The sequence below is a fragment of the Kitasatospora sp. NPDC052896 genome, from assembly GCF_044547075.1.
Classification (GTDB): Bacteria; Actinomycetota; Actinomycetes; order Streptomycetales; family Streptomycetaceae; genus Kitasatospora.
The window spans coordinates 439,262-461,263 of sequence record NZ_JBITZU010000003.1 but is presented as its reverse complement, the minus strand read 5'-3'; the positions used below and the strand labels follow the sequence as shown (position 1 = coordinate 461,263).

The 22,002-nt window shown below is 73.0% G+C and carries 19 protein-coding genes; 12 read left to right on the top strand and 7 right to left on the bottom strand.

Annotation, left to right across the window (positions count from 1 at the left end):
- Nucleotides 1–140 precede the first annotated feature (140 nt).
- The 7 genes from ACIGXM_RS10620 to ACIGXM_RS10590 all read left to right on the top strand — a co-directional run bounded on the left by ACIGXM_RS10620 (nt 141) and on the right by ACIGXM_RS10590 (nt 7,615).
- The gene (locus tag ACIGXM_RS10620) at nt 141–782 is read left to right on the top strand and encodes a DUF6230 family protein (protein ID WP_396559059.1); all 642 of its coding nucleotides are present in this window, start codon (nt 141–143) and stop codon (nt 780–782) included.
- Nucleotide 783: 1 nt separating this feature from the next.
- A complete protein-coding gene (locus ACIGXM_RS10615; RefSeq protein ID WP_396559057.1) occupies nt 784–1,380 on the top strand; it encodes a DUF6114 domain-containing protein in 597 nt (198 codons plus the stop codon).
- A 99-nt stretch (nt 1,381–1,479) separates the two neighbouring features.
- On the top strand, nt 1,480–1,758 hold the full coding sequence (locus ACIGXM_RS10610; protein WP_396559055.1) for a hypothetical protein: 279 nt from the start codon (nt 1,480–1,482) through the stop codon (nt 1,756–1,758).
- Nucleotides 1,759–1,829: 71 nt separating this feature from the next.
- Nucleotides 1,830–3,656, top strand: a complete 1,827-nt coding sequence (gene glmS / locus ACIGXM_RS10605; protein WP_396559053.1) for a glutamine--fructose-6-phosphate transaminase (isomerizing) — start codon at nt 1,830–1,832, stop codon at nt 3,654–3,656.
- Nucleotides 3,657–3,774: 118 nt separating this feature from the next.
- Nucleotides 3,775–4,581 carry an SAM-dependent methyltransferase gene (locus ACIGXM_RS10600; protein WP_396559051.1) on the top strand — a complete coding sequence of 269 codons (807 nt, stop codon included), beginning with the start codon at nt 3,775–3,777 and terminating at the stop codon, nt 4,579–4,581.
- Nucleotides 4,578–6,674, top strand: coding sequence for a putative bifunctional diguanylate cyclase/phosphodiesterase (locus ACIGXM_RS10595; RefSeq protein ID WP_396559049.1), 2,097 nt, complete (start codon nt 4,578–4,580; stop codon nt 6,672–6,674). Before ACIGXM_RS10600 ends, ACIGXM_RS10595 begins: the two co-directional genes overlap by 4 nt.
- A gap of 89 nt (nt 6,675–6,763) precedes the next feature.
- A complete protein-coding gene (locus ACIGXM_RS10590; protein ID WP_396559047.1) occupies nt 6,764–7,615 on the top strand; it encodes a trypsin-like serine peptidase in 852 nt (283 codons plus the stop codon).
- Between the two features lie 241 nt (nt 7,616–7,856).
- Here the strand turns inward: ACIGXM_RS10590 and ACIGXM_RS10585 are convergent, their stop codons facing one another.
- Nucleotides 7,857–8,474 (bottom strand): TetR/AcrR family transcriptional regulator, encoded by a 618-nt coding sequence (locus tag ACIGXM_RS10585; protein WP_396559045.1) that lies wholly within the window; start codon nt 8,472–8,474, stop codon nt 7,857–7,859.
- Between the two features lie 166 nt (nt 8,475–8,640).
- On the opposite strand from ACIGXM_RS10585, the gene ACIGXM_RS10580 reads away from it, so the two are divergent.
- The 3 genes from ACIGXM_RS10580 to ACIGXM_RS10570 are packed head-to-tail and all read left to right on the top strand — an operon-like array spanning nt 8,641 to nt 11,222.
- Nucleotides 8,641–9,396: an SDR family oxidoreductase gene (locus ACIGXM_RS10580; protein ID WP_396559043.1), complete on the top strand. Its 756-nt coding sequence runs from the start codon at nt 8,641–8,643 to the stop codon at nt 9,394–9,396.
- A gap of 11 nt (nt 9,397–9,407) precedes the next feature.
- Nucleotides 9,408–10,226: an SDR family oxidoreductase gene (locus tag ACIGXM_RS10575; RefSeq protein ID WP_396559041.1), complete on the top strand. Its 819-nt coding sequence runs from the start codon at nt 9,408–9,410 to the stop codon at nt 10,224–10,226.
- 12 nt (nt 10,227–10,238) lie between these two features.
- On the top strand, nt 10,239–11,222 hold the full coding sequence (locus ACIGXM_RS10570; protein WP_396559039.1) for an NADPH:quinone oxidoreductase family protein: 984 nt from the start codon (nt 10,239–10,241) through the stop codon (nt 11,220–11,222).
- Between the two features lie 166 nt (nt 11,223–11,388).
- Here ACIGXM_RS10570 and ACIGXM_RS10565 read toward each other — a convergent pair whose 3' ends face one another.
- From ACIGXM_RS10565 to ACIGXM_RS10545, 5 genes are all read right to left on the bottom strand, one after another.
- Nucleotides 11,389–12,489, bottom strand: a complete 1,101-nt coding sequence (locus ACIGXM_RS10565) for an acyl-CoA dehydrogenase family protein (protein ID WP_396559037.1) — start codon at nt 12,487–12,489, stop codon at nt 11,389–11,391.
- Nucleotides 12,486–13,688 carry an acyl-CoA dehydrogenase family protein gene (locus ACIGXM_RS10560; RefSeq protein WP_396559174.1) on the bottom strand — a complete coding sequence of 401 codons (1,203 nt, stop codon included), beginning with the start codon at nt 13,686–13,688 and terminating at the stop codon, nt 12,486–12,488. Before ACIGXM_RS10560 ends, ACIGXM_RS10565 begins: the two co-directional genes overlap by 4 nt.
- A 116-nt stretch (nt 13,689–13,804) precedes the next feature.
- The gene (locus ACIGXM_RS10555) at nt 13,805–15,028 is read right to left on the bottom strand and encodes an acyl-CoA dehydrogenase family protein (RefSeq protein ID WP_396559035.1); all 1,224 of its coding nucleotides are present in this window, start codon (nt 15,026–15,028) and stop codon (nt 13,805–13,807) included.
- A gap of 5 nt (nt 15,029–15,033) precedes the next feature.
- The gene (locus ACIGXM_RS10550) at nt 15,034–16,032 is read right to left on the bottom strand and encodes a phosphotransferase family protein (RefSeq protein ID WP_396559033.1); all 999 of its coding nucleotides are present in this window, start codon (nt 16,030–16,032) and stop codon (nt 15,034–15,036) included.
- Between the two features lie 147 nt (nt 16,033–16,179).
- Complete coding sequence (locus ACIGXM_RS10545; RefSeq protein ID WP_396559031.1) at nt 16,180–17,802, bottom strand: purple acid phosphatase family protein; 1,623 nt, start codon at nt 17,800–17,802, stop codon at nt 16,180–16,182.
- Nucleotides 17,803–18,064: 262 nt separating this feature from the next.
- On the opposite strand from ACIGXM_RS10545, the gene trpS reads away from it, so the two are divergent.
- Nucleotides 18,065–19,138 carry a tryptophan--tRNA ligase gene (gene trpS, locus ACIGXM_RS10540; RefSeq protein WP_396559029.1) on the top strand — a complete coding sequence of 358 codons (1,074 nt, stop codon included), beginning with the start codon at nt 18,065–18,067 and terminating at the stop codon, nt 19,136–19,138.
- A gap of 473 nt (nt 19,139–19,611) precedes the next feature.
- Complete coding sequence (locus ACIGXM_RS10535) at nt 19,612–21,015, top strand: nucleobase:cation symporter-2 family protein (protein ID WP_396559027.1); 1,404 nt, start codon at nt 19,612–19,614, stop codon at nt 21,013–21,015.
- A 30-nt stretch (nt 21,016–21,045) separates the two neighbouring features.
- Here ACIGXM_RS10535 and ACIGXM_RS10530 read toward each other — a convergent pair whose 3' ends face one another.
- A complete protein-coding gene (locus tag ACIGXM_RS10530; protein ID WP_396559025.1) occupies nt 21,046–21,987 on the bottom strand; it encodes a deoxyribonuclease IV in 942 nt (313 codons plus the stop codon).
- Nucleotides 21,988–22,002 lie beyond the last annotated feature (15 nt).

The following is a 22,002-nucleotide window of genomic DNA, read 5'->3' as shown; positions in this document are numbered from 1 at the left end:
TTCCAGTGAACTGCCACGGAGGTTGTCGCGATCATCAACTCCCCTGCCAGGGATGGTGGTTGGCTGCTCCCGTGGGCGCTGTCCGCGCCAGGACGACGTGTTGGTGAACCACCGGTCCACAACGACACCCTGGAGCACACATGGCCATGTCCGAAGCGTCGACGCCGGAGCCGGTGGCGCCCGGCCCAGCCCGGAAGGGGCGGGTCCGGCTACGTCGAGCGGCCCTGATGGCGGTACCGGCCGTCGCGGCCGGAGCCGTCCTGATGGGGCTCACCGCGCAGGGCGTGCTGGCCGCCCAGTTCTCCATCTCCGGCATGGCCTTCTCCGTCACCGCCGACCGGCTGGACGGCACCGGGTTCGAGCAGTTCGGCGCGATGGACCACATGATCCCGAACAGCCCCAACGCCGGGAAGACGGGCGGCCAGGTGCTGGTCGCGGTCTCCGCGGTCAAGCAGGCCACGCTGACCAACCTGTGCCAGAGCGTCAACCTGGGCGGCACCAACCTGAAGATCACCGCGGGTAACCAGGGCACCCCGGTGACCGCGAGCGAACTGACCACCGACTCCGACCTGCTCACCGGCGACGCCCAGTTCGGCAACATCCAGATCGGCGGGGACGCCAGCACCCTGAACGAGGCGGGGGTGGCGGGTCCGCCCGGGGTCTTCGGGCAGCAGTCGGACACCGTGACCATCCAGAACCTGCGGCAGGACAACTACGCCACCACGGCGGCGTCGTTCAAGCTGCCGGGGCTGCGCCTCAGCTTCAGCGGCCAGGGTTGCTGAGGTGACGGACGAGCCGGAGCCGGATGGCCCGGAGGCGGAGGGGTCGGACCCCGGGTCGAGGGCCGAGGCCGGGCCCGCGGTTCCGGAGGCCGCCGCGCCGGAGCCCGCCGTGCCGGAGGTCGAGGCCCCCGAGGTCGAGGTGCCCGAGGTCGAGGTGCCCGTCCCCGCGTCCGCGGTCGCCGCTCCCGTCGTCCCCGTCGCCCGGGTCCGGTCCTTCGCCGCCTGGCGGGGTCGCCGGCCGTTCTGGGGCGGCCTGCTGGTCACCCTGGCCGGTGCGGAGATCCTGGTCACCGAGAAGGCGCCGCTGCCCGTCATCCTGCACATCGGCATGCAGGGCCTGGCGGGCTACCTGGTGCCGATCCTGTTGCTGGTGACCGGCCTGCTGCTGCTCTTCAACCCGGCCCAGCGGCTGTTCTACTCGATCCTCGCGGTGCTGCTGACCCTGGGCACCTGGATCACCTCCAACCTCGGGGGCTTCCTGCTCGGCATGCTGCTCGGCTTGATCGGCAGCTCGCTGGCCTTCGGATGGCTGCCCGAGCAACCGGCCCGACGTCGCCTGTTGCGGCGCGGTCGGGGCGGCTCGGCGACCCCGGCCTGAGGCCGCCAGCCAGGCCGAGCGGCGTCGAAACTGAGAATCCTGCCCGATATCGGGCAGGATTCTTGGTTTATTCCGACCGTACGCCTAGGCTCGCTCTCCGTGTCCACCACTCCACCGCCCCAGTACGGCGACCTGCTCGCCCACCTGACCCGCAGCAGCGCGCTGGCCCCGGGCGAGGCCGCCCGGGTGGTCGCCGAGGTGCTCGCGTACTTCAACGAGACCACCGGCGAGTACGTCCAGCGCCGGCACGCCGAGCTCCAGGCGCGTGGACTGACCAACGAGCAGATCTTCACGCGGATCGCCGAGGAGCTGCCGGCCCGCCGGGTCGTGGCACCCGAGCTGTCGGCCCGCCAACTGCGCCGCATCGTCTACGGCTGAGCCGCCGAGCCCACCCGCCGGACCCCGCCGTACCCCACCCGTCCCTCCCACCCTCAGGAGAGCCACCAGCCATGTGCGGAATCGTCGCCTACATCGGCCCCAAGGACGCCACCCCCTTCCTGCTCGAAGGCCTGCAGCGCCTGGAGTACCGCGGTTACGACTCGGCCGGGGTCGCCGTCACCGGCAAGGGCGCGGGCCTGAAGACGCGCAAGACCAAGGGCCGGGTGGCCGACCTGGCCGCCACCGTGCCGGCCCGCTTCAAGGGCTCCACCGGCATCGGCCACACCCGCTGGGCCACCCACGGCGAGCCCAGCGACGCCAACGCCCACCCGCACCTGGACAACGCCGAGCGCTTCGCGGTGGTGCACAACGGGATCATCGAGAACGCCGACCAGCTCCGCGAGAAGCTCACCGCCGAGGGCGCGGTGTTCCGCTCGGAGACCGACACCGAGGTGCTGGTCCACCTGGTCGCCGCGCACGCGGCGGAGGGCACCGAGCTGGAGGAGGCGGTCCGCTCCGCGCTCGCCCTGGTGGTCGGCACCTACGGCATCGCCGTGCTCGACGCCGAGCGGCCGGACCGGATCGTGGTGGCTCGCAACGGCAGCCCGATCGTGCTCGGCATCGGCGAGAAGGAGATGTTCGCCGCCTCCGACGTCGCCGCGCTGGTCCGCTACACCCGCCAGGTGGTGCACCTGGAGGACGGCGAGCTGGCCGTGGTGCGGGCCGACGGATTCCGCACCTTCACCGAGGACGCGCGCCCGACGAACCGTCAGCCCTCCACCGTGGACTGGGAGGTCGACTCCTACGACACCGCCGGGCACGCGCACTACCTGGTCAAGGAGATCCACGAGCAGCCCGCCGCCGTCGAGCGCACGCTCGGCGGCCGGCTCGACGAGCGCTTCGCCACCGCGCACCTGGGCGGCCTGAACCTGGAGCCCCGGGAGCTGCGCGACATCCGCCGAGTGAAGATCATCGGCTGCGGATCGGCCTACTACGCCGGCCAGATGGGCGCCCAGCTGATCGAGGAGCTGGCCCGGATCCCCGCCGACAGCGAGCCGGCCTCGGAGTTCCGCTACCGCAACCCGGTGATCGAGGCGGACACCCTCTACGTCGCGGTCAGCCAGTCCGGCGAGACCTACGACACGCTGGCCGCCGTGCAGGAGGTCAAGCGCAAGGGCGGTCGGGTGCTGGGCGTGGTCAACACGGTCGGCAGCGCCATCGCCCGGGCCTGCGACGGCGGCATCTACCTGCACGCCGGACCGGAGATCTCGGTCGCCTCCACCAAGGCCTTCACCTCCACCGTGGTCGCCTTCGCGCTGCTGGCACTCCACTTCGGCCGGATCCACGACCTCTCGCCGGCCGACGGCCGCCGGATCGTCGAGGGTCTGAAGGCGCTGCCCGGCCAGATCCAGGAGATCCTGGAGCAGGAGAAGGAGATCGCCGCGCTGGCCGCCGAGTACGCCGACTGCCAGGGCATGATGTTCATCGGCCGGGTGCGTGGCTACCCGGTGGCCCGGGAGGGTGCGCAGAAGCTGAAGGAGATCAGCTACGTGCACGCCGAGGCCTACCCGGCAAGCGAGTTGAAGCACGGCCCGCTGGCCCTGATCAGCCCCGAACTGCCCACCGTGGCGCTGGTTCCGGACGACGAGCTGCTCGACAAGAACCTCACCACGCTCGGTGAGATCCGGGCCCGGGCCGGTCGGGTGATCGCGGTCGGCCACCGCGTGCACGACCCGAAGCTGGCCAACCACAGCATCACCGTCCCCAAGAGCGAGCCGGAGCTGGACCCGCTGCTGCTCAACATCCCGCTGCAGCTGCTCTCCTACCACGCGGCGGTGGCCCTGGAGCGGGACGTCGACAAGCCGCGCAACCTGGCGAAGAGCGTGACGGTCGAGTAGGCGCCCGCCGGCCCCGGCGCGGATCGCTCCGCGTCGGGGCCGGCGGTTGCGAGGGACGGCCCATTCATAGGATGATCCCCGTGCCTCTTGTCTATTCCTGTTCCGGAAGGGGTCCCAGATGCGGAGACCGCCATGGGTACCCGCGGGCATGGATCTTGACCGGCCGGCCGCGGCTCGGGTGTACGACTACTACCTCGGCGGCTCGCACAACTTCGCCGCGGACCGCGAGATGGCCCGGCAGGCGATGAAGCTCTGGCCCGACCTGCCGTTGATCATGCGTGCCAACCGGGCCTTCCTGCGCCGTTCGGTCCAGTTCCTGGCCGAGCGCGGCATCACCCGCTTCCTGGACATCGGCTCGGGCATCCCGACCTTCGGGCCGGTGCACGAGGTGGCCCGGGAGATCCATCCGGAAGCCCGGGTGGTCTACGTGGACAACGACCCGGTCGCCGTCGCGCACAGCCGCCTGCTGTTGCAGGACGACCCGCTGAGCCAGGTGGTGCGGGCGGACCTCACCGACCCGGTCGACCTGCTGGACCGCCCCGAGGTGGCCGAGCTGCTGGCCCCCGGTGAGCCGGTGGCGCTGCTGCTGGTCGCCGTGCTGCACTTCGTCGGCGACGAGCAGGACCCGGAGGGCATCGTCCGCACGCTGCGCGACGCCCTGCCGCCGGGCAGCGCGATGGCGCTCAGCCACGCCTCGCTGGAGGGCCGCCCCGACCAGGCCGACTCCCACCAGGACCTCTACGCCAGAACCCCCAACCCGCTGACCATGCGCGGGATCGAGCGGATCACCGGCCTCTTCGAGGGCTTCGAACCGGTCGAGCCCGGCGTGGTCTTCCTGCCGCAGTGGCGGCCGGAGGATCCGACCTCGGTGGGTCCGCATCCGGAGCGGATGACCGGCGTGGCCGGGGTGGGGCTGCGGACGTGACCACGGCCCGGGCGGCGGACGAGCGTGCCGTCGCCGCCTTCGCGGAGGACTGGGCACGGCTGCTGCGCGGCGGCCAGGGCGCCGCGATGCACCCCGTGGCACTGCGCCGGTTGGTCAAGCGGACCAGCGCGCTGCTGCACCAGGCCCAGCAGCACGAGGGAGCCTTCGACACCGCCCCCGCCGCGGAGGCCGGCGCGCTGCTGGTGGACCACCACTTCACCGACCCCGACCTGCTGGCCCGGGCGATCCAGCTGCTCCAGACCAGCGAGCTGTCCCCGGCGCTCTCCGGTGCCTTCGCGGCCGGCTGGGCGGCGGCGCTGCGCGAGCGCACCCTGCGCGAGCAGGAGGCCATCCGGCTGGCCGCCGACACCGCCCGCCGGGACGCCGAACGGGCCCTGCGGGAGTCCGAGGCCAGGTTCCGGGCGCTCTTCGAGAGCGCGGCGATCGGGATCGGCATCGGCGACGTCGAGGGCAACATCCTGGCGGTGAACAAGGCGCTCCAGGAGATCTTCGGTGCCCGTCCGGAGGACATGCGCGGCCGCCGGGTCAACGACCTGGTGCACCCGGAGGACACCCCGGGGGTCTGGGAGGCCTACGAGGAACTGGTCAGCGGCAAGCGCGAGCACTTCCAGTTCGACAAGCCGTACTACCGGGCGGACGGCGAGGTGGTCTGGACCCACCTGACCGTCTCGCTGATCCGCGACGACGAAGGCACCCCGGTGTACCAGGTGGCGATGTTGGAGGACATCACGGACCGCTACCGGCTCCAGGAGCGGCTGCGCCACCAGGCCACCCACGACCCGCTGACCGGGCTGCCGAACCGTTCGGCCTTCTTCGAGCGGCTGGAGGCGCTGTTCGAGTCCCCCGAGCCGGGGGCCCGGTTCGGGCTCTGCTACGTCGACCTGGACGGCTTCAAGGTGGTCAACGACAGCCTGGGCCACGAGATGGGCGACCAGCTGCTGGCCGCCGTGGCGCTGCGGCTGGAGACCGCGTTGCGCCCGCTCGGGCACCTGGTGGCCCGGCTGGGCGGCGACGAGTTCGTGGTGCTGCTGGAGGACTGCCGGGGGGAGCAGGAGGCGGTCGCGGCGGCCAAGACGGTGCTGGCGGCGCTCGCCAAACCGGTGCCGATCGACGGGCACCGGCTGGCGGTGGGTGCCAGCGTGGGCGTGCTGGAGCGGCCGGTCGCCGCGACCACGCCGCTGGCCGCGGTGCGCGCCGCCGACCTGACGCTCTACCGCGCCAAGGAGGAGGGCCGGGGCCGGTGGACGCTCTTCGACCCGCAGCGCAACGCCCGCGCGGTGAGCCGGTACGCGGTCTCGGTGCGGATGCCGGTGGCGCTGGACCGCGGCGAGTTCTTCATCGACTACCAGCCGCTCTGCGACCTCGCGAGCGGCCGGCTCGCGGCGGTCGAGGCGCTGGTCCGCTGGCGGCACCCGCAGCTGGGCGTGCTGGGTCCGGACGAGTTCATCGGCACCGCCGAGGAGACCGGGCTGATCATGCCGCTCGGCCGCTGGGTGCTGGAGCAGGCCTGCGGCCAGGCGGCGGACTGGGTGGCCCGGTTCGGCGACCGGGCGCCGCAGGTCAACGTCAACCTGGCGGTCCGGCAGGTCCGCAACGCGGGGCTGGTCGGCGACATCGACCGGATCCTGCGCTCCACCGGGCTGGACCCGGCCCGGCTGCAACTGGAGATCACCGAGAGCGCGGTGGTCGGTCCGGAGGACGAGTCGCTGCGGTCCCTGCACTCGCTGGTCGACCTGGGCGTCTCGCTCGCCGTCGACGACTTCGGGACCGGCTGGTCCAACCTGGCCTACCTGCGCGACCTGCCGGTCTCCTGTCTGAAGATCGCCGGCTCGTTCGTCAGTGACCTGAAGGAGTCCGGCAAGGAGCAGGTGCTCGGCTGGCGGATCGTGGGCGGTCTGGTCTCGCTCGCCCACACGCTCGGGCTGACCGTCACGGCGGAGGGCGTGGAGAACGCCGACCACGCCCGGCGGCTGCGCGAGATGGGCTGCGACCGGGCCCAGGGCTGGTACTTCGGGCGGCCGGCCCGGCCGGAGGAGATCGTCCGGCGGATCATCGGGACGGACGTTCGCTAGCGACGAGTTGCTGGTCAACTCCGCTTGTCGTCTTGACAGTTGGACATGTACGGGTCACCTTGGCGGGACCGACGACAAGGAGTCCCGCTGTGCAGAAGCCTCTTCTCGGTGCGCTCGCCGCCCTGCTGCTCGGTTCGGCCAGCGCGCTGGCCGGCGCGGTTCCGGCGCAGGCCGCGGTCCCGGTCAGGTCCACCGTCGCGCCCGCGGCCACCGTGAGCTTCGCCGGGACGGTCGCCCTGAGCGACTGCTCCGGCTCGGTGGTGCGGATGCCCGACTCCGTTGCCACCGACCCGGCCCTGGTGCTGACCAACGGTCACTGCCTGGAGACCGGCATGCCCGACCCGGGGCAGGTGATCACCGACCAGCCGTCCAGCCGCAGCTTCACGCTGCTGAGCGCCTCCGGCGGCAGACTCGGCACCCTGCGGGCGAGCAAGGTCGTGTACGCCACCATGACCAACACCGACGTGACGCTCTACCAGCTCACCAGTAGCTACGCGGCGATCCAACAGCGCTACGGCATCAGCCCGTTGACCATCTCGCCGGACCATCCCACGGTCGGCGAGCCGATCGAGGTGGTCTCCGGGTACTGGCGGACCACCTACTCGTGTGGCATCGACGGCTTCGTGTACCAGTTGCACGAGGCGAACTGGGTCTGGGACGACTCGGTTCGCTACACCTCGACCTGCGACACCGTCGCGGGTACGTCGGGTTCGCCGGTGATCGACACCAACACCGGGTTGCTGGTCGCGGTCAACAACACCGGCAACGAGGACGGCGAGAGCTGCACCCTCGACAATCCCTGCGAGGTCGACCAGGACGGCAACGTGACGGTCCATCGGGGAACCAACTACGCCGAGGAGACCTATCTGCTGCCGGCCTGCTTCGCGCCCGGCAACCAGCTCGACCTGACACTGCCCGGGTGCACGCTGCCCACCCCCTGACCGGTGTTCCCCGGGCGCCGGTCGGGACGTCCTCGGCCGGGTGCGCCCGCGCGACACCCGCGGTGCTGACCGCGGCGGGCGCCGGGCCGGTCCCCGTGGTGCCGCGGCGGAGCCGGCCGGTGGTCGAGACGGCGGCGTGGGCTTTCCTGCCCGCGCCGCCGTTCGCGTCGGGCTGCCGCCCGCGTCGGGTTGCCGTTCGTGTCCGGCTGCCGCCCGTGTCGGGTTGCCGGCCCGGCGACCGCTATCCGGCGCCGACCATCCGCAGAACCAGGGTCGCGTAGCGGTCGCCGAGCTGTTCCGGGGTCTCGGTGCTGCGCTCGTTGTACCAGCGGGCGACGTCGATGCCGAGCGAGGTGACCGCGCGGGCGGTGGTGCGGGTGGTGGCCGGCGGCACGTCGAAGAGGCCGGCCGCGACGCCCGCCTCGATCACCCGCATCACGGTGTCCTCGATCCGTCGGCGCAGCTCGGCGACCACCTCGAAGTCCTCCGCCGGCAGTGCCCGCAGCTCGTAGTTGACGATCCGCCCGACGGTGTGGCCGCGGGCGTGCCAGGCGGTGAACGCCGCCACCAGCCGGCGCATCTGCTCGCGCGGGTCGCTGCTCTCCGCCACCGCCGCCTCGACCAGCGCGAGCGTGCCGGCGTGCCCGTTCCGGCTGATCTCGGCGAGCAGCGCGGCCTTGGAGGTGTAGTGGATGTAGAGCGCGGCCGGGCTCATTCCGGCGGCGGTGGCGATGTCACGGGTGGTGGTGGCGTGGTAGCCGCGGGTGGCGAAGGCCTCGACGGCGGCGAGCAGCAGCCGCCGCGCGGCCTCGGGCCGGTCCCCGGGCCACAGGTCGGCGAGGTGCTGCGGTTCGGTCATGAGCGACATCCTCGCATGGGGCGGGTCACGGACGGTTGACAGTGTGGCCCGGGGACAACATGCTAAGCAAGCGCTTAGTTACCGCCGCGTAGGCCGGCCGCGGACGTTCGCGGCGACAGGCGTCCGCGACGGACACCCCCGCAGCAGCATCCGAGTGAGGACGGCCATGACGCATTCGTTCAAGGGACAGGTAGCGTTGGTCACCGGCGCCAGCCGGGGAATCGGGCTCGGCATCGCCCGCGAGCTGGTGGAGCGCGGCGCCCAGGTCTGCGTCACCGCCCGGACGCCCGAGCCGCTCGCCGAGGCGGTGCGCGAGCTGGGCGGTGCGGAGCACGCGATCGCGGTGGCCGGCAAGGCCGACGACCCGGCCCACCAGCAGGACGCGGTCGCCCGCACCATGGAGGCCTTCGGCCGGCTCGACCTGCTGGTCAACAACACCGGGATCAACCCGGTGTTCGGGCCGGTGCTGGAGACCGATCCGGCTGCCGCGGCGAAGATCCTCACCGCGAACGTGCTCGGCCCGCTGGCCTGGACCCGGCTGGCGCACGCCGCCTGGATGCGCGAGCACGGCGGCGCGGTCGTCAACGTCTCCTCGGTCGCCGGGCTGCGCAACTCGCCCGGGATCGGCATGTACGGGGTCAGCAAGGCGGCGCTGTCCCGGCTCACCATGGAGCTGGCGGGCGAGCTGGGCCCGCGGATCCGGGTCAACGCGGTGGCGCCGGCGGTGGTCAAGACCCGCTTCGCCGAGGCGCTCTACCTGGACCGGGAGGAGGAGGTCGCGGCGGCGTACCCGCTGAAGCGGCTCGGCGTGCCGGCGGACGTCGCGGGAGCGGTGGCCTTCCTGCTGTCGGACGAGGCGGCCTGGATCACCGGGCAGACCCTGGTGGTGGACGGTGGCGTGACGCTGGGCGGCGGGTTTTGAGCGCGGGGGGAGTGGGTGCCGGCTTCAGCGCCGTCGGGGCGCGGGTGGTGGTCACCGGTGCCGGGCGCGGGATCGGGGCCGCGCTGGCCACCGCCTTCGCGGCGGCGGGTGCCCGGGTGGTGGTCAACGACCTCGACCCGGAGGCGGCCGCCGGGACCGCGGCGGGGATCGGCGCACTCGCGGTGCCCGGTGACGCGGCGAGCCGGGCGGGCGTCGCCGCGCTGGTCGAGGCGGCCCGGGCCGAGTTGGGCGGGATCGACGTCTTCTGTGCCAACGCCGGGGTCGCACCCACCGGTGGCGCGGACGCCCCGGGGCAGGCCTGGGAGTCCGCCTGGGAGGTGAACGTGCTCGCCCACGTCCGGGCCGCCGAGCTGCTGCTGCCGGAGTGGTTGGAGCGCGGCGGCGGGCGGTTCGTGGCCACCGTGTCGGCGGCGGGGCTGCTCACCATGCTCGGCTCGGCGCCGTACGCGGTCACCAAGCACGGCGCGCTGGCCTTCGCCGAGTGGCTCTCCGCGACCTACCGGCACCGCGGTGTGCGGGTACACGCACTCTGTCCGCAGGGGGTGCGGACCCGGATCCTGGCGGACTCCGGCGAGGTCGGCCAGGCCCTGCTGGCGGCGGACGCGCTGGAGCCGGAGGAGGTGGCGCGGTCGGTGCTGCGGGCGCTGGCGGAGGAACGGTTCCTGATCCTGCCGCACCCCGCGGTGGCCGACTACTACGCGGCCCGGGCCACCGATCCGGACCGCTGGCTAGGGGCGATGAACCACCTGCAGCAGAAGATCGTCGAGGCACGGGACGTCGAGGCACGCGGCGTCGAGGCACGGGACTGAGGACTGGTCGGTATGAAGGCTTGGCAGGTAGGCGAGTTGGGGCTGCCGCGGGACGTGATGCGGTTGGCCGAGGACGTTCCGGTGCCCGAGCCGGGGCCCGGGCAGCTGCTGGTCCGGGTGCGGGCGGCGGCGGTCAACTTCCCGGACGCGCTGATGTGTCTCGGCATGTACCAGGTGAAGCCGCCGCTGCCGTTCACCCCGGGCGTCGAGCTGTGCGGTGACGTCCTCTCGGGGGAGGGGGTCCCCCCGGCCGGGGGCTGGGGGAGGGTGATCGGGAATCCGGTGCTGCCCGGCGGGGCGTTCGCCGAGTACGCGTTGCTGGACGCCGGCTCCGCCTTCCCGGCGCCCGCCGCCCTGGACGACGCCGAGGCGGCGGCGCTGCACATCGGTTACCAGACCGCCTGGTTCGGGCTGCACCGGCGGGCCGCGCTGCGGGCCGGGGAGACACTGCTGGTGCACGCCGCGGCCGGCGGGGTGGGCAGCGCGGCCGTGCAGCTCGGCAGGGCGGCCGGGGCGCGGGTGATCGGTGTCGTGGGTGGTGCCGAGAAGGCCTCGGTGGCGCGGGAGTTGGGCGCCGACGTGGTGATCGACCGGAAGTCGGAGGACTTCGTGGCGGCGGTCAAGGAGGCCACGGGCGGACGCGGGGCGGATGTGGTCTTCGACCCGGTGGGTGGTGACGCCTATGCCGGTTCGACCCGGTGCGTCGCCTTCGAGGGGCGGATCGTGGTGGTCGGCTTCGCCAGTGGGACCATCCCGACGCCCGCGCTCGGGCATGCGCTGGTGAAGAACTACTCGGTACTGGGCCTGCACTGGGGCCTCTACAACACCAAGGACCCGCGGGCGGTGCGGACCGCCCACGAGGAGCTGGGCAAGCTGGCCGAGGCGGGCGTGATCCGGCCGTTGGTGAGCGAGCGACTGCCGTTCGACCAGGCGGCGGACGGTGTCCAGCGGGTCGCGGAGGGCGGCACGACGGGGCGGGTCGTGGTGCTCGTCTGACGGTCCGCCGGGCCCGAACGCCGTCCGCCTCCGCCGCCGCGTCGTCGTTCGGGCCGGCCGGGAGCGGATCGGCAGGCGCCTTGCGCGTCCCCGCTCCGAACGGTCGGGCCGGTCCGGTTGGTCGGGCCGGTCTGGCAGGTCCGGTTGGTCAGGCTGGTCCGGTTGGTCAGGCCGGGAGATCCGCCAACTCGGCGAGCAGGGACCGGTGGTGCCCCGGGGTGCCGAGGGCGAGCTGGTCGGCCTTGGCGCGCTTCAGGTAGAGGTGGGCCGGGTGCTCCCAGGTCATCCCGATCCCACCGTGCAACTGGACGCACTCCTCGGCGGCCCGGACCGCCACCGTGCCGCAGTGTGCCTGGGCGACCGCCACGGCGATCGCGGTGTCGGGGGAGAGGGCGGTGGCGGTGACGGTCTCGGCGGCCAGGGCGTCGGCCGCGTGGCGAGCCGCCGCGCGGGCGCCGGTCAGTTGCAGCCAGAGGTCGGCCAGCCGGTGCTTGAGCCCTTGGAACGAGCCGACCGGACGGTTGAACTGCCGGCGCTCGCGCAGGTATCCGACCGTCTCGGCCAGGCACCACTCGGCGATGCCCAGCTGTTCGGAGGCGAGCAGGCCGGCTCCGGTCTGTAGGGTGCGCTCCAACACGGCTGGTTCATCGGCGAGTTGGCGGGCCGGAGCGCGGTCCAGCAGCACATCGGCGAGTGGGCGGGTCAGGTCCAGCGAGCGGCGCGGTTCGATCGTGCAGCCGCCCGCCGCCGGCTCGACCACGAAGAGTGCACCGCCCTCGGCGGGGACCACCAGCAGATCGGCCGAGCGGGCGTCGGCCACCGAGGTGACCCGTCCGCTCAGCGTGCCGTCCGGGTCGCGCCGCACCGACGGGGTGAACGGGCGCCCCGGCGCGGTGGAGAGCGGGACGGCCAGACTGCCGGTCCGTGTCCCGTCTGCGAGGTCGGCCACCGCCGGATCACCCGCCGCCAGCAGCGCGGTGGTGGCCAGCACGGCACTGCCGAGGAAGGGTACCGGCGCCACCGAGCGCCCCAACTCCTCCAGCACCACGGCGGTCTCGCGCACCGAGGCGCCCGCGCCACCGAGCGCCTCGGGCACCGGCAGCCCGGCCGTGCCGAGGTCGGCCGCCAGGGTCCGCCAGAGCGCCGGGTCGTGAACGTCCGGTGCCTCGATCCGGGCCAGCGTCACGGCGGCCGGGCTGTGGTCGGCGAGCAGCGCGCGCACACTGGCCCGCAGTTCCTCCTCGACCTCCGAGTAGAGCAGGTTCATCGCGCCAGATCCTTCCAGGGGACGTCCTTGTCGGTGCGCGGCTCGGGCGGGAGGCCCAGCACCCGTTCGGCGATGATGTTGCGCAGGATCTCCGAGCTGCCGCCCTCGATGGAGTTCCCCTTGGCCCGCAGGTAGCGGTAGCCGGCCTCGCGGCCGTTGAAGTCCACCAGTTCGGGCCGGACCATCGTCCAGTCGTCGTAGGAGAGGCCCTCCTCACCATTGAGTTCGACCTCGAAGCCGGTCAACTCCTGGGCCAGCCGCGCGAATCCGAGCTTGGTGCCGGCACCCTCCGGGCCCGGCTGGCCGGCCGCCAGCTGCTGGCGCAGCCGCTCGCCGGTCAGCCGCAGCACCTCGGCGTCCAACCAGTGCTGGAGCAGCCGCTGGTGGAGTTCGGGGGTGCGCAACTCGGGCCGCTCGCGCCAGGTTTCGGCGACGATGCCGATCAGGCCGCCCTCGCGGGGCACCCGCTGGCCGCCGATGGAGACCCGTTCGTTGTTGAGCGTGGTCTGCGCGACCTGCCAGCCCTCGCCGACCGGGCCCAGCCGGTCGCTGTCGGGGATCCGCACGCCGGTCAGGAAGACCTCGTTGAACTCGGCCTCGCCGGTGATCTGGCGCAGTGGGCGGACCTCGACCCCGGGGGCGGTCATGTCGCAGACGAAGTAGGTGATGCCCCGGTGCTTGGGGACGGTGGGGTCGGTGCGGGCGATCAGGATGGCCCAGCGGGCGGTGTGGGCGGAGGAGGTCCACACCTTCTGGCCGTCCACCGTCCAGACGTCGTCTGGGCCGAGGACCGCGCGGGTGGCCAGGGCGGCGAGGTCGGAGCCGGCGCCGGGCTCGCTGAAGAGCTGGCACCAGACCTCCTCGCCGGTCCAGAGCGGGCGCAGCAGGCGGAACTTCTGCTCCTCGGTGCCGTAGCGCAGGATGGTCGGCGCGGCCATGCCGAGGCCGATGCCGATCCGGCGCGGGTCGTTGTCGGGCGCGCCGGCCGCGGCCAGTTGGGCGTCCACGACGGCTTGCAGCGCGCGTGGGGCGCCGAGGCCGCCGAGCCCGACCGGGAAGTGCACCCAGGCCAGGCCGGCGTCGAAGCGGGCGCGCAGGAAGTCGAGGGGCGCGGTGCTCGCGGGCGGGTGGGCCGAGAGCAGTGCTCGCGTTCGAGAGCGGAGCTCTTCGACGCTGGGCGGGGCGGTGGGGGCGGCGATCGAGGAGAGCGGTGCTCGTGTTTGTGAGCGGTGCTCTCGAGCGAGGGCGGAGGTCTCCTGGGAGAGCGGTGCTTCCTTTTGAGAGCGGTGCTCTCCCGCGGCGGCCGGGTCGGTGCTCACCCGCGCACCCCCTCGTACTTGCGCAGTTCGCGGCGGGCCAGTGAGCGGCGGTGCACCTCGTCGGGGCCGTCGGCCAGCCGGAGGGTGCGGTTGCCGGCCCAGAGGTGGGCGAGCGGGGTGTCCTGGCTGACCCCCGCCGCGCCGTGCGCCTGGACGGCCTTGTCGAGGATCCACTCGACGGTCTGCGGGACCACGATCTTGATGGCCTGGATCTCGGTGTGCGCGCCGCGGTTGCCCACGGTGTCCATCAGCCACGCGGTCTTCAGCACCAGCAGCCGCGCCTGCTCGATCCGCACCCGGGACTCGGCGATCCAGTCCCGCACCACGCCCTGCGCGGCCAACGGCTTGCCGAAGGCGACCCGCTCGGTCACCCGCCGGCACATCAGCTCCAGTGCCCGCTCGGCGATCCCGATCGCCCGCATGCAGTGGTGGATCCGTCCCGGCCCCAGCCGGGCCTGGGCGATGGCGAACCCGGAGCCCTCCGCACCGATCAGGTTGGCGGCCGGCACCCGGACGTCCTCGAAGAGCACCTCGGCATGGCCCCCGTGGTCCCGGTCGTCGTAGCCGAAGACCGTCATGCCGCGCTTGACGGTCACCCCCGGAGTGTCCCGCGGCACCAGGAGCATCGACTGCTGGCGGCGCGGGTCGGCGGTCGGGTCGGTCTTGCCCATCACGATGAAGACCCGGCAGTTCGGGTTCATCGCCCCGGTGATGTACCACTTGCGGCCGTTGACGACGTACTCGTCGCCGACGCGCTCGATCCGGGTCTCGATGTTGCTCGCGTCCGATGAGGCGACGTCGGGTTCGGTCATCGCGAAGGCCGAGCGGATCTCACCGGCGAGCAGCGGCTCCAGCCACTGCTTGCGCTGCGCCTCGTCGCCGAACTCGGCGAGCAGCTCCATGTTCCCGGTGTCCGGGGCCGCGCAGTTGACCGCAGCTGGGGCCAACTGGATGCTCCGGCCGGTGAGTTCGGCGAGCGGGGCGTACTGGAGGTTGGTCAGGCCGGCGCCCAGGTCCCCGGGGAGGAAGAGGTTCCACAGGCCCTGCCGCCGGGCCTCCTGCTGGAGTTCGCCGATGATCGGCGGGGTCGCCCACCGCTCCCGCGCGGGGTCGGCGAGTTGGGCGTCCAGCACCGGCTCGGCCGGGTGGACGTGCTGCTCCAGGAAGGCGGTGAGCTGTTCGCGCAGCCGCTCGGTGCGGGCGTCGTAACCGAAGTCCATCTCTCTCAGCTCTCCTTGAGGGCGGTCAGGCCGTGCTCGACGAAGCGCGGGACCAGCTCGCCGACCCGGTCGAAGCCGGCGCCGACGGTACGGCCCTGGCTGTAGCGGAAGTGGATTCCCTCCAGCACCACGGCGAGCTTGAACGAGGCGAACGCGACGTACCAGGGCACCGCCGAGACGTCCCGGCCGGAGCCCCGCGCGTAGCGGTCGACCAGTTCGGCGCTGGACGGGAAGCCCGGCGCGAGCGCCACGCCCGGGATCACCCCGGCGAAGCGGCCGGCCAGCTGGGTGTACATCACCAGCAGGCCGAGATCGGTGAGCGGGTCGCCGAGAGTGGACATCTCCCAGTCCAGCACGGCGGTGATCCGGTCGTCCGGACCGACCAGCACGTTGTCCAGCCGGTAGTCGCCGTGGAGCAGGGTCGGGGCGGGGGACTCCGGCAGGGTGGCGGCCAGCTGGGCGGCCAGCTCGTCGATCCCCGGCACCTCCCGGCTCCGGGAGGCCGCCAACTGCTTGCCCCAGCGCTGCACCTGGCGGGCGAGGAAGCCCTCGGGGCGCCCGAAGTCGGCCAGCTCGACCTCCCGCGGGTCGATGGCGTGCAGCGCGACCAGGGTGTCCGCCAGGTGGTCGGCCAGCGCCCGGACCCGTTCCGGTCCGAGCGCCGCCAGCTCCGCGCTGCTGCGGTGCGCGGTGCCGGGCACGAACTCCATCAGGTAGAACGGCGCGCCGATCACCTCGGAGTCGGTCACCAGCCGCACCGTGCGCGGGACCGGGACCGGCGAGCCGTGCAGCGCCGTGAGCACCCGGTACTCGCGGGTCATGTCGTGGGCGGTGGCCAGCACGTGTCCCAGCGGCGGCCGGCGCAGCACCCACCGTTCGGTGCCGTCGGTGAGCCGGTAGGTCAGGTTGGAGCGGCCGCCCTCGATCAACTCGGCCCGGAGCGGGCCGGTCCCCAGGTGGTCGGCGAGTCGCTGGAGGTCGAGCCCGGGGGGATTGTCGGTCATGGTGTCCTCACGAAGAGTGCCCGCACGAAGATGACTAAGCGCTTGCTTAGCTTCGTGCCGGTGAGGCGGGATGTCAACGGGCGGCACGAACGCGCGAGCCGCGGCCGCCTGGATGGCGGACGCGGCTCGGAGCGGGCGGGAGGAGGCTCAGTGGCCGTCGGAGCGGCGGCGGTGCAGCACGAAGCTCTCCAGCGGGCTGATCGTCCCGTCCGGCTGGGCGACCGTGTAGTACGTGACGTGGATGCTGGTGGTCGCGCCCGGCCCGCTGCCCGGGTCCACGGTGAACGCGGCGAAGCCGTACGAGTGGTCCAGGTCGCGCACGCCCACCCAGGGCGCGTCCTCGTACACGTACACCGGCGGCCGCTTGCCGCCCGCGGCCACCGGGCCGACCCCGGTGATCACCTTGGCCCTGGCCGGGGCGAAGAACTTGTCGTTGGTCGGCGAGGAGGTGCCGCCACCGCCGAGCACCATGTGCACGGTGCCCTGCGAGGTGTCGATCACGTCGGTCGCGCCGGAGACCGGCGCCGGGGTGAGCGTCTCGGAGCCGGAGACCGTGCCGCGCACCGCCAGCGAGCGCTCGTAGTTGTGCTCGTGCCCGCAGACCACCAGGTCGACCTGGTAACGGTCGAAGAGCGGGCCCCACTGCTCGCGCACGCCCCGGTCGGCGCCGTTGGCGTCCGAGGAGCTCACCACCACCTGGTGCATGCAGACCACCACCCAGTCGATCGACCGGTCGGCCCGGGCCTTGCGCAAGTCCCGCTCCAGCCAGGCCCGTTGGGCGCCGCCGCTGTAGCCGTGCACGTAGGCGTCGCCGGCGTCCTGGTAGGCGACGTCGTCGTTCTGCAGCACCACCACGTGCACCGAGCCGACCGTGAACGAGTACCAGAGCCCGGCGAACTCGCTGTCGCCGCCGTTGTCGGGCAGGTCGAAACGGGTCTGGAAGGCGGAGAAGCCGATCGGGCCGTTGGCCTTCTCGTTCTCGTGGTTGCCCGCGGCCGGCATCCACGGACGGTAGCGGGCCGAGCGGGTGTTGTTGGCGAAGAAGCCCTGCCAGGTGCGCAGCCGGTCCGGGCTGATGTTGGCGTAGCAGAGGTCGCCGTTGAGCAGGTGGAAGAGCGGGTCCAACTGCTCGATCCCGGCCACGATGTCCGCCGAGGCGGGGGAGGCGATCCCGCTGGGCACCACCGTGAAGTCGCCCTTGCCGTCCGGCTGCCAGGTGGTGTCCGGCACCGCCTGGTCGCCGAAGCTGGTGAAGGTGAAGGCCTGCCGGCCCTGGGCCGCGGTGCGGAAGGTGCCGGCGTCCGGGCGGCCGCCGTCGTGCAGCGCCGCGTAGGTGTAGTAGCTGCCGGGGTGGAGGTTCCGCATCCGGGCGTGGTGGGTGTGGACGGTCCGGTTGCTGACGCCGTCGGTGTAGGTGCGGGTCTCGGCGGCCACGGTCCGGCCGAAGCCGCCGTCCAGCGAGCCGAGCCGGAGCCGGGGGTTGCGGACCGGACCGTCGGTGGTCCAGGAGGCGGTCATCTCCCGGGACGGGTCGGCGCCGAAGGTCAGGTGCAGCCCCTCGACGGCGGGGGCACCGAGCGCCTCCGGCCGGGTGAGCAGCAGCGGCGAGCCCTGGCCGCCGGCGCCGTCCGCCGCGTCCGCCGGGCCGGCGGTCAGCAGCGGCGCCGCGGTCAGCGCGCCGCCCACCCCGGCCAGCCGCAGCGCGGTGCGACGGCTCACGCCGTTCGCGTCACTCTCCTGGTCGGCACCGCCGTTGATGGCACTTTCCACGCGGAATCTCCTCACAGCTCTGGTGATATGACGGTCGCTCAGGCTAGGGGTGCCGCCCGCCGAACCGGTGAACGGTGTCGGACGCCGTCCTGAACGGTTACAGTGGGCTCCATGCGCACGCTGCTGCTCCCGCTCAGCTGGTGGCCGTCCTAGGACGGCCGCGCATTTCCCATGCCCTGGGCCGTCCGGTTGGACGGCCCTCTTGCTTGCTCCACTGCACGGGCCCGCCGGACGGTCGACCCACACCAGAGGAGAAGCCCCGATGACGCTGCCCAACCCGGCCCCGTCGCACGCCATCCGCGCCGCCCGGACCGCCCTCGTCCGTCCCGCCGTGTCCCGGCCCGCCCCGGAGTTGCCCCGGGTGCTGACCGGTGACCGCCCGACCGGTCCGCTCCATCTCGGCCACTACTTCGGCAGCCTGCTGAACCGCCTGCGGCTGCAGTCCGAGGGCGCCGAGCTGTTCATCGTGATCCCGGACTACCAGGTGCTCACCGACCGCGACACGGCCGATCAACTACCTTTCTTCGTAGAGGAGTTGGTGGTCGACTACCTGGCCCTCGGGCTGGATCCGGAACGTACCGTGATCTTCCGGCACAGTGCGGTGCCCGCTCTCAACCAACTACTGCTGCCCTTCCTCAGCCTGGTCAGCGTGGCCGAACTGCACCGCAACCCGACGGTCAAGGACGAGATCGCGCACTCCCGACAGGCCGGCGTGAGCGGCCTGATGCTCACCTATCCGGTGCACCAGGCCGCCGACATCCTGTTCTGCAAGGCCGGGATCGTCCCGGTCGGCCAGGATCAGCTGCCCCACCTGGAGGCCACCCGGACCATCGCCCGCCGCTTCAACGCCCGCTACGGCAAGGGCGGTTCACCGGTCTTCCCGGTTCCGGAGGCGCTCCTCTCGGCCGCCCCACTACTGCTCGGCACGGACGGCGGCAAGATGAGCAAGAGCCGTGGCAACGCCATCGCGCTCGGCGCGGACGAGGACGAGACCGCCCGGCTGCTGCGCGGCGCCAAGACCGACGCCGACCGCCGGATCTGCTACGACCCGGCCGGTCGCCCCGAGGTGTCCAGCCTGCTGCTGCTGGCCGCGCTCTGTCAGGGCCGTGACCCGCACACGGTGGCCGCCGAGATCGGCGACGCGGGGGCCGGCCGGCTCAAGGCGGTGGTCACCGAGGCGGTCAACGAGCACCTGCGCCCGTTCCGGGCCCGCCGTGCCGCGTTCGCCGCCGACCGCGCCCACCTGCGCGCCGTCCTCTCCCGCGGGAACGAGCGGGCCCGCGAGATCGCCGACGCCACGCTGGCCGAGGTCAACGCCGCGATGGGGATGGCCTAGCGGAGGGCGGCCCGCTCGGCGGGCTCGTCCCCCGGCTCGTCCCCCGGGCCGTCCGCCGGGCCGTCCGCCGGGCCTGGACGAAGCTCCAAGGGTGTGGCGGTCCACAGATTGTGGAACCGGATCTCTTGACGAGGGGAGGCGGGCTTTCTAGATTTCCTGCAACACGAAATTGTTGTTCCGGGATGCGGAATCCCCCACGCCCGGATGGCAAGGTCGTGCGCGCAGCAGAACCCAGCAGCAGCCCAGCAGGAGCTCATGGACCGGACCCGTTCGCCGCGGGTGCCGGAGGTGGGCGGCCCCCACCGCCGCCCACCGGGGTCGTCCCAGCGTCACCGTGCACCGTCCCAGCACTTCGGTCGTCGTGCCCGGACCCGAAGCCGCCAGCGGCGGGCCGCCCCGGTTGGCCGGGCCGGCCCGCCGTCCGCCCGACGCCGTCTCAGTGCCGAGGTGGCGTCAGATGTGGAGGACCACCCATGCGCCGTCACGACCCGGAGCAGCCCGCGCACCCGGTCGACCAGCTGCTGCCGCCCGGTCGGATGGCCGCGGTCGCGCTGCAGCACGTGGCCAGCATGTACGCCGGGGTCGCCGCGCCACCGCTGGTCATCGGCGGTGCGGCCGGCCTGACGCCCGCCCAGCTGACCACGCTGCTCGCCGCCACCCTCTTCGTCGCGGGCATCGCCACGCTGCTGCAGACCCTGGGGTTCTGGCGGGTCGGGTCGCGGCTGCCGTTCGTCAACGGCGTCTCGTTCGCGACCGTCTCGCCGATCCTGGCCGTGCTGGCGGCCCGCAAGGGCGCCGCCCTGCCGCTGATCTTCGGCTCGACCATGGTCGCCGGGGTCTGCTGCTTCCTGCTGGCACCGGCCTTCTGCCGGTTGGTCAGGTTCTTCCCGCCGGTGGTCAGCGGGACGGTGATCACGCTGATCGGGGTCTCGCTGCTTCCGGTGGCGGGCAACTGGGCGCAGGGCGGTGACGCGACCTCGAAGAGCTACGGCTCGCCGGTCAACCTCGGGCTGGCCGCCTTCACGCTGCTCACCGTACTGCTGCTGAACCGCTTCCTGACCGGGTTCCTGCAGCGGATCTCGATCCTGATCGGCCTGCTGCTCGGCACGCTGGTGGCGATCCCGCTGGGCCGGGTGGACTTCCACACCCTGCGCAGCCTGCCGGTCTTCGAGCTGCCGCACCCGTTCGCCTTCGGCGCCCCGCGGTTCGAGGTCTCCTCGATCGTCGCCATGCTGGTGGTGATGGTGGTGTCGATGACCGAGTCCACCGCCGACATGATCGCGCTCGGCGAGGTGGTGGAGCGCCCGGCCGACGCCCGGACGATCGCCGCCGGCCTGCGGGCCGACGGCCTGGCCAGCGCGCTCGGCGGGGTCTTCGGCACCTTCATCTGCTCGGCCTTCGCGCAGAACATCGGCCTGGTGGCGCTGACCCGGATCCGCAGCCGGTTCGTGGTCGCGCTCGGCGGCGCGCTGCTGGTCGTGATGGGTCTGCTGCCGGTGGTCGGTGGTCTGGTCGCGCTGGTTCCGCAACCGGTGCTGGGCGGGGCCGGAGTGGTGCTCTTCGGCACGGTGGCGGTGGCCGGCATCCGGACCCTGGGCCGGGCCGACCTGAGCGTCGGGTCGAACGCCGTGATCGTCGCGGTGAGCCTGGCCTTCGGGATCTTCCCGATCGCCTACCCGGGCATCTACCACGCCCTGCCGCAGCAGGTCGCCACCATCCTCGGCTCGGGCATCTCGGCCGGCTGCCTGCTGGCGGTGACGCTGAACCTGCTCTTCAACCACGTCGGCCGGGGGCGGGAGGTGCCACCGGCGTACGTCCCGCAGGCCCAGATCGAGGCGCTGGGCCGGGTCGAACGGCTGGGCGAGCCGGCTGCCTGAGCCCGTCCCGGTCCGTCGGGAAGCGGTCGTTCATCCGCGCCGGGCCGCCGCCTCGGCGCGGAGCTGCTTGAGGCGGGTCACGTCGGAGCAGTGGCCGAAGCCGGGGGCCGCGCTGCGGTCCGGGGTCTCCAGGATCAGCGGGACGCCCGCGGTGGCGGGGTGGGCGAAGAGGTCGCGGAACGGGTCGGCGCCGATGTGGCCGTCGCCGATGTTGGCGTGCCGGTCCTTGCGGGCGCCGACCACGTCCTTGGAGTCGTTGGCGTGGATCAGCCGCAGCCGGCCCGGGCCGATCGCGGTCTCCAGCAGGTCCAGCGCCTCGGCCACCCCGCCGGGCGCGGCCAGGTCGTGGCCGGCGGCGAAGGCGTGGCAGGTGTCCAGGCAGACCCCGACCCGGGGGTGGTGGTCCAGTGCCTCGGCGTACTCGGCGAGTTGCTCCAGCCGGGAGCAGAGCGAGCGGCCCTGGCCGGCGGTGGGCTCCAGCAGCAGCCAGGGCACGTCGTCGCCGAGCCGGTCCAGCTCCTCCAGCAGCGGCCGGACGTCGGCGCGCACCTGGGCCATCGCCTCGGCGTAACGGGAGCCGCCGTCCGGCGCGGTGCCGACCGCCGAGCCGGTGTGCACCACCACGCCCAGCGCGCCGATCGCGTGCCCGCGCAGCAGCGAATGGCGCAGCGAGTCGGTGGAGCGCCGGCGGGTCTCGGCGTTGTCCGAGCCGAAGTTGATCAGGTACGGCGCGTGCACGTAGGCCGGGATCGCCCGCTCGGCGCAGGCCGCCCGGAACGCGGCGTCCTGGGCCGGGTCGCCGGGCGGGGTGGCCCAGCCGCGCGGGTTGGCGGTGAAGACCTGGACCGCCTCGCCGCCGATCCGCTCCGCGTACGCCAGCCCGGTGCCGACCAGCCCGCGCCCGGCGACCGGCACGTGCGCGCCGATCGGGTTGCGGCGGGCGGGGGAGAGCGGGGGGTCGGCGTCGTTCATGCCCACGAGCATAGG

Bases quoted from the DNA above. Each gene is read 5' to 3' on its own strand.
- ACIGXM_RS10620 (WP_396559059.1), top strand. From the start codon at position 141: ATGGCCATGTCCGAAGCGTCGACGCCGGAGCCGGTGGCGCCCGGCCCA.
- glmS (WP_396559053.1), top strand. From the start codon at position 1,830: ATGTGCGGAATCGTCGCCTACATCGGCCCCAAGGACGCCACCCCCTTC.
- ACIGXM_RS10600 (WP_396559051.1), top strand. From the start codon at position 3,775: ATGCGGAGACCGCCATGGGTACCCGCGGGCATGGATCTTGACCGGCCG.
- ACIGXM_RS10585 (WP_396559045.1), bottom strand. From the start codon at position 8,474: ATGACCGAACCGCAGCACCTCGCCGACCTGTGGCCCGGGGACCGGCCC.
- ACIGXM_RS10580 (WP_396559043.1), top strand. From the start codon at position 8,641: ATGACGCATTCGTTCAAGGGACAGGTAGCGTTGGTCACCGGCGCCAGC.
- ACIGXM_RS10570 (WP_396559039.1), top strand. From the start codon at position 10,239: ATGAAGGCTTGGCAGGTAGGCGAGTTGGGGCTGCCGCGGGACGTGATG.
- ACIGXM_RS10565 (WP_396559037.1), bottom strand. From the start codon at position 12,489: ATGAACCTGCTCTACTCGGAGGTCGAGGAGGAACTGCGGGCCAGTGTG.
- ACIGXM_RS10555 (WP_396559035.1), bottom strand. From the start codon at position 15,028: ATGGACTTCGGTTACGACGCCCGCACCGAGCGGCTGCGCGAACAGCTC.
- ACIGXM_RS10550 (WP_396559033.1), bottom strand. From the start codon at position 16,032: ATGACCGACAATCCCCCCGGGCTCGACCTCCAGCGACTCGCCGACCAC.
- trpS (WP_396559029.1), top strand. From the start codon at position 18,065: ATGACGCTGCCCAACCCGGCCCCGTCGCACGCCATCCGCGCCGCCCGG.
- ACIGXM_RS10535 (WP_396559027.1), top strand. From the start codon at position 19,612: ATGCGCCGTCACGACCCGGAGCAGCCCGCGCACCCGGTCGACCAGCTG.
- ACIGXM_RS10530 (WP_396559025.1), bottom strand. From the start codon at position 21,987: ATGAACGACGCCGACCCCCCGCTCTCCCCCGCCCGCCGCAACCCGATC.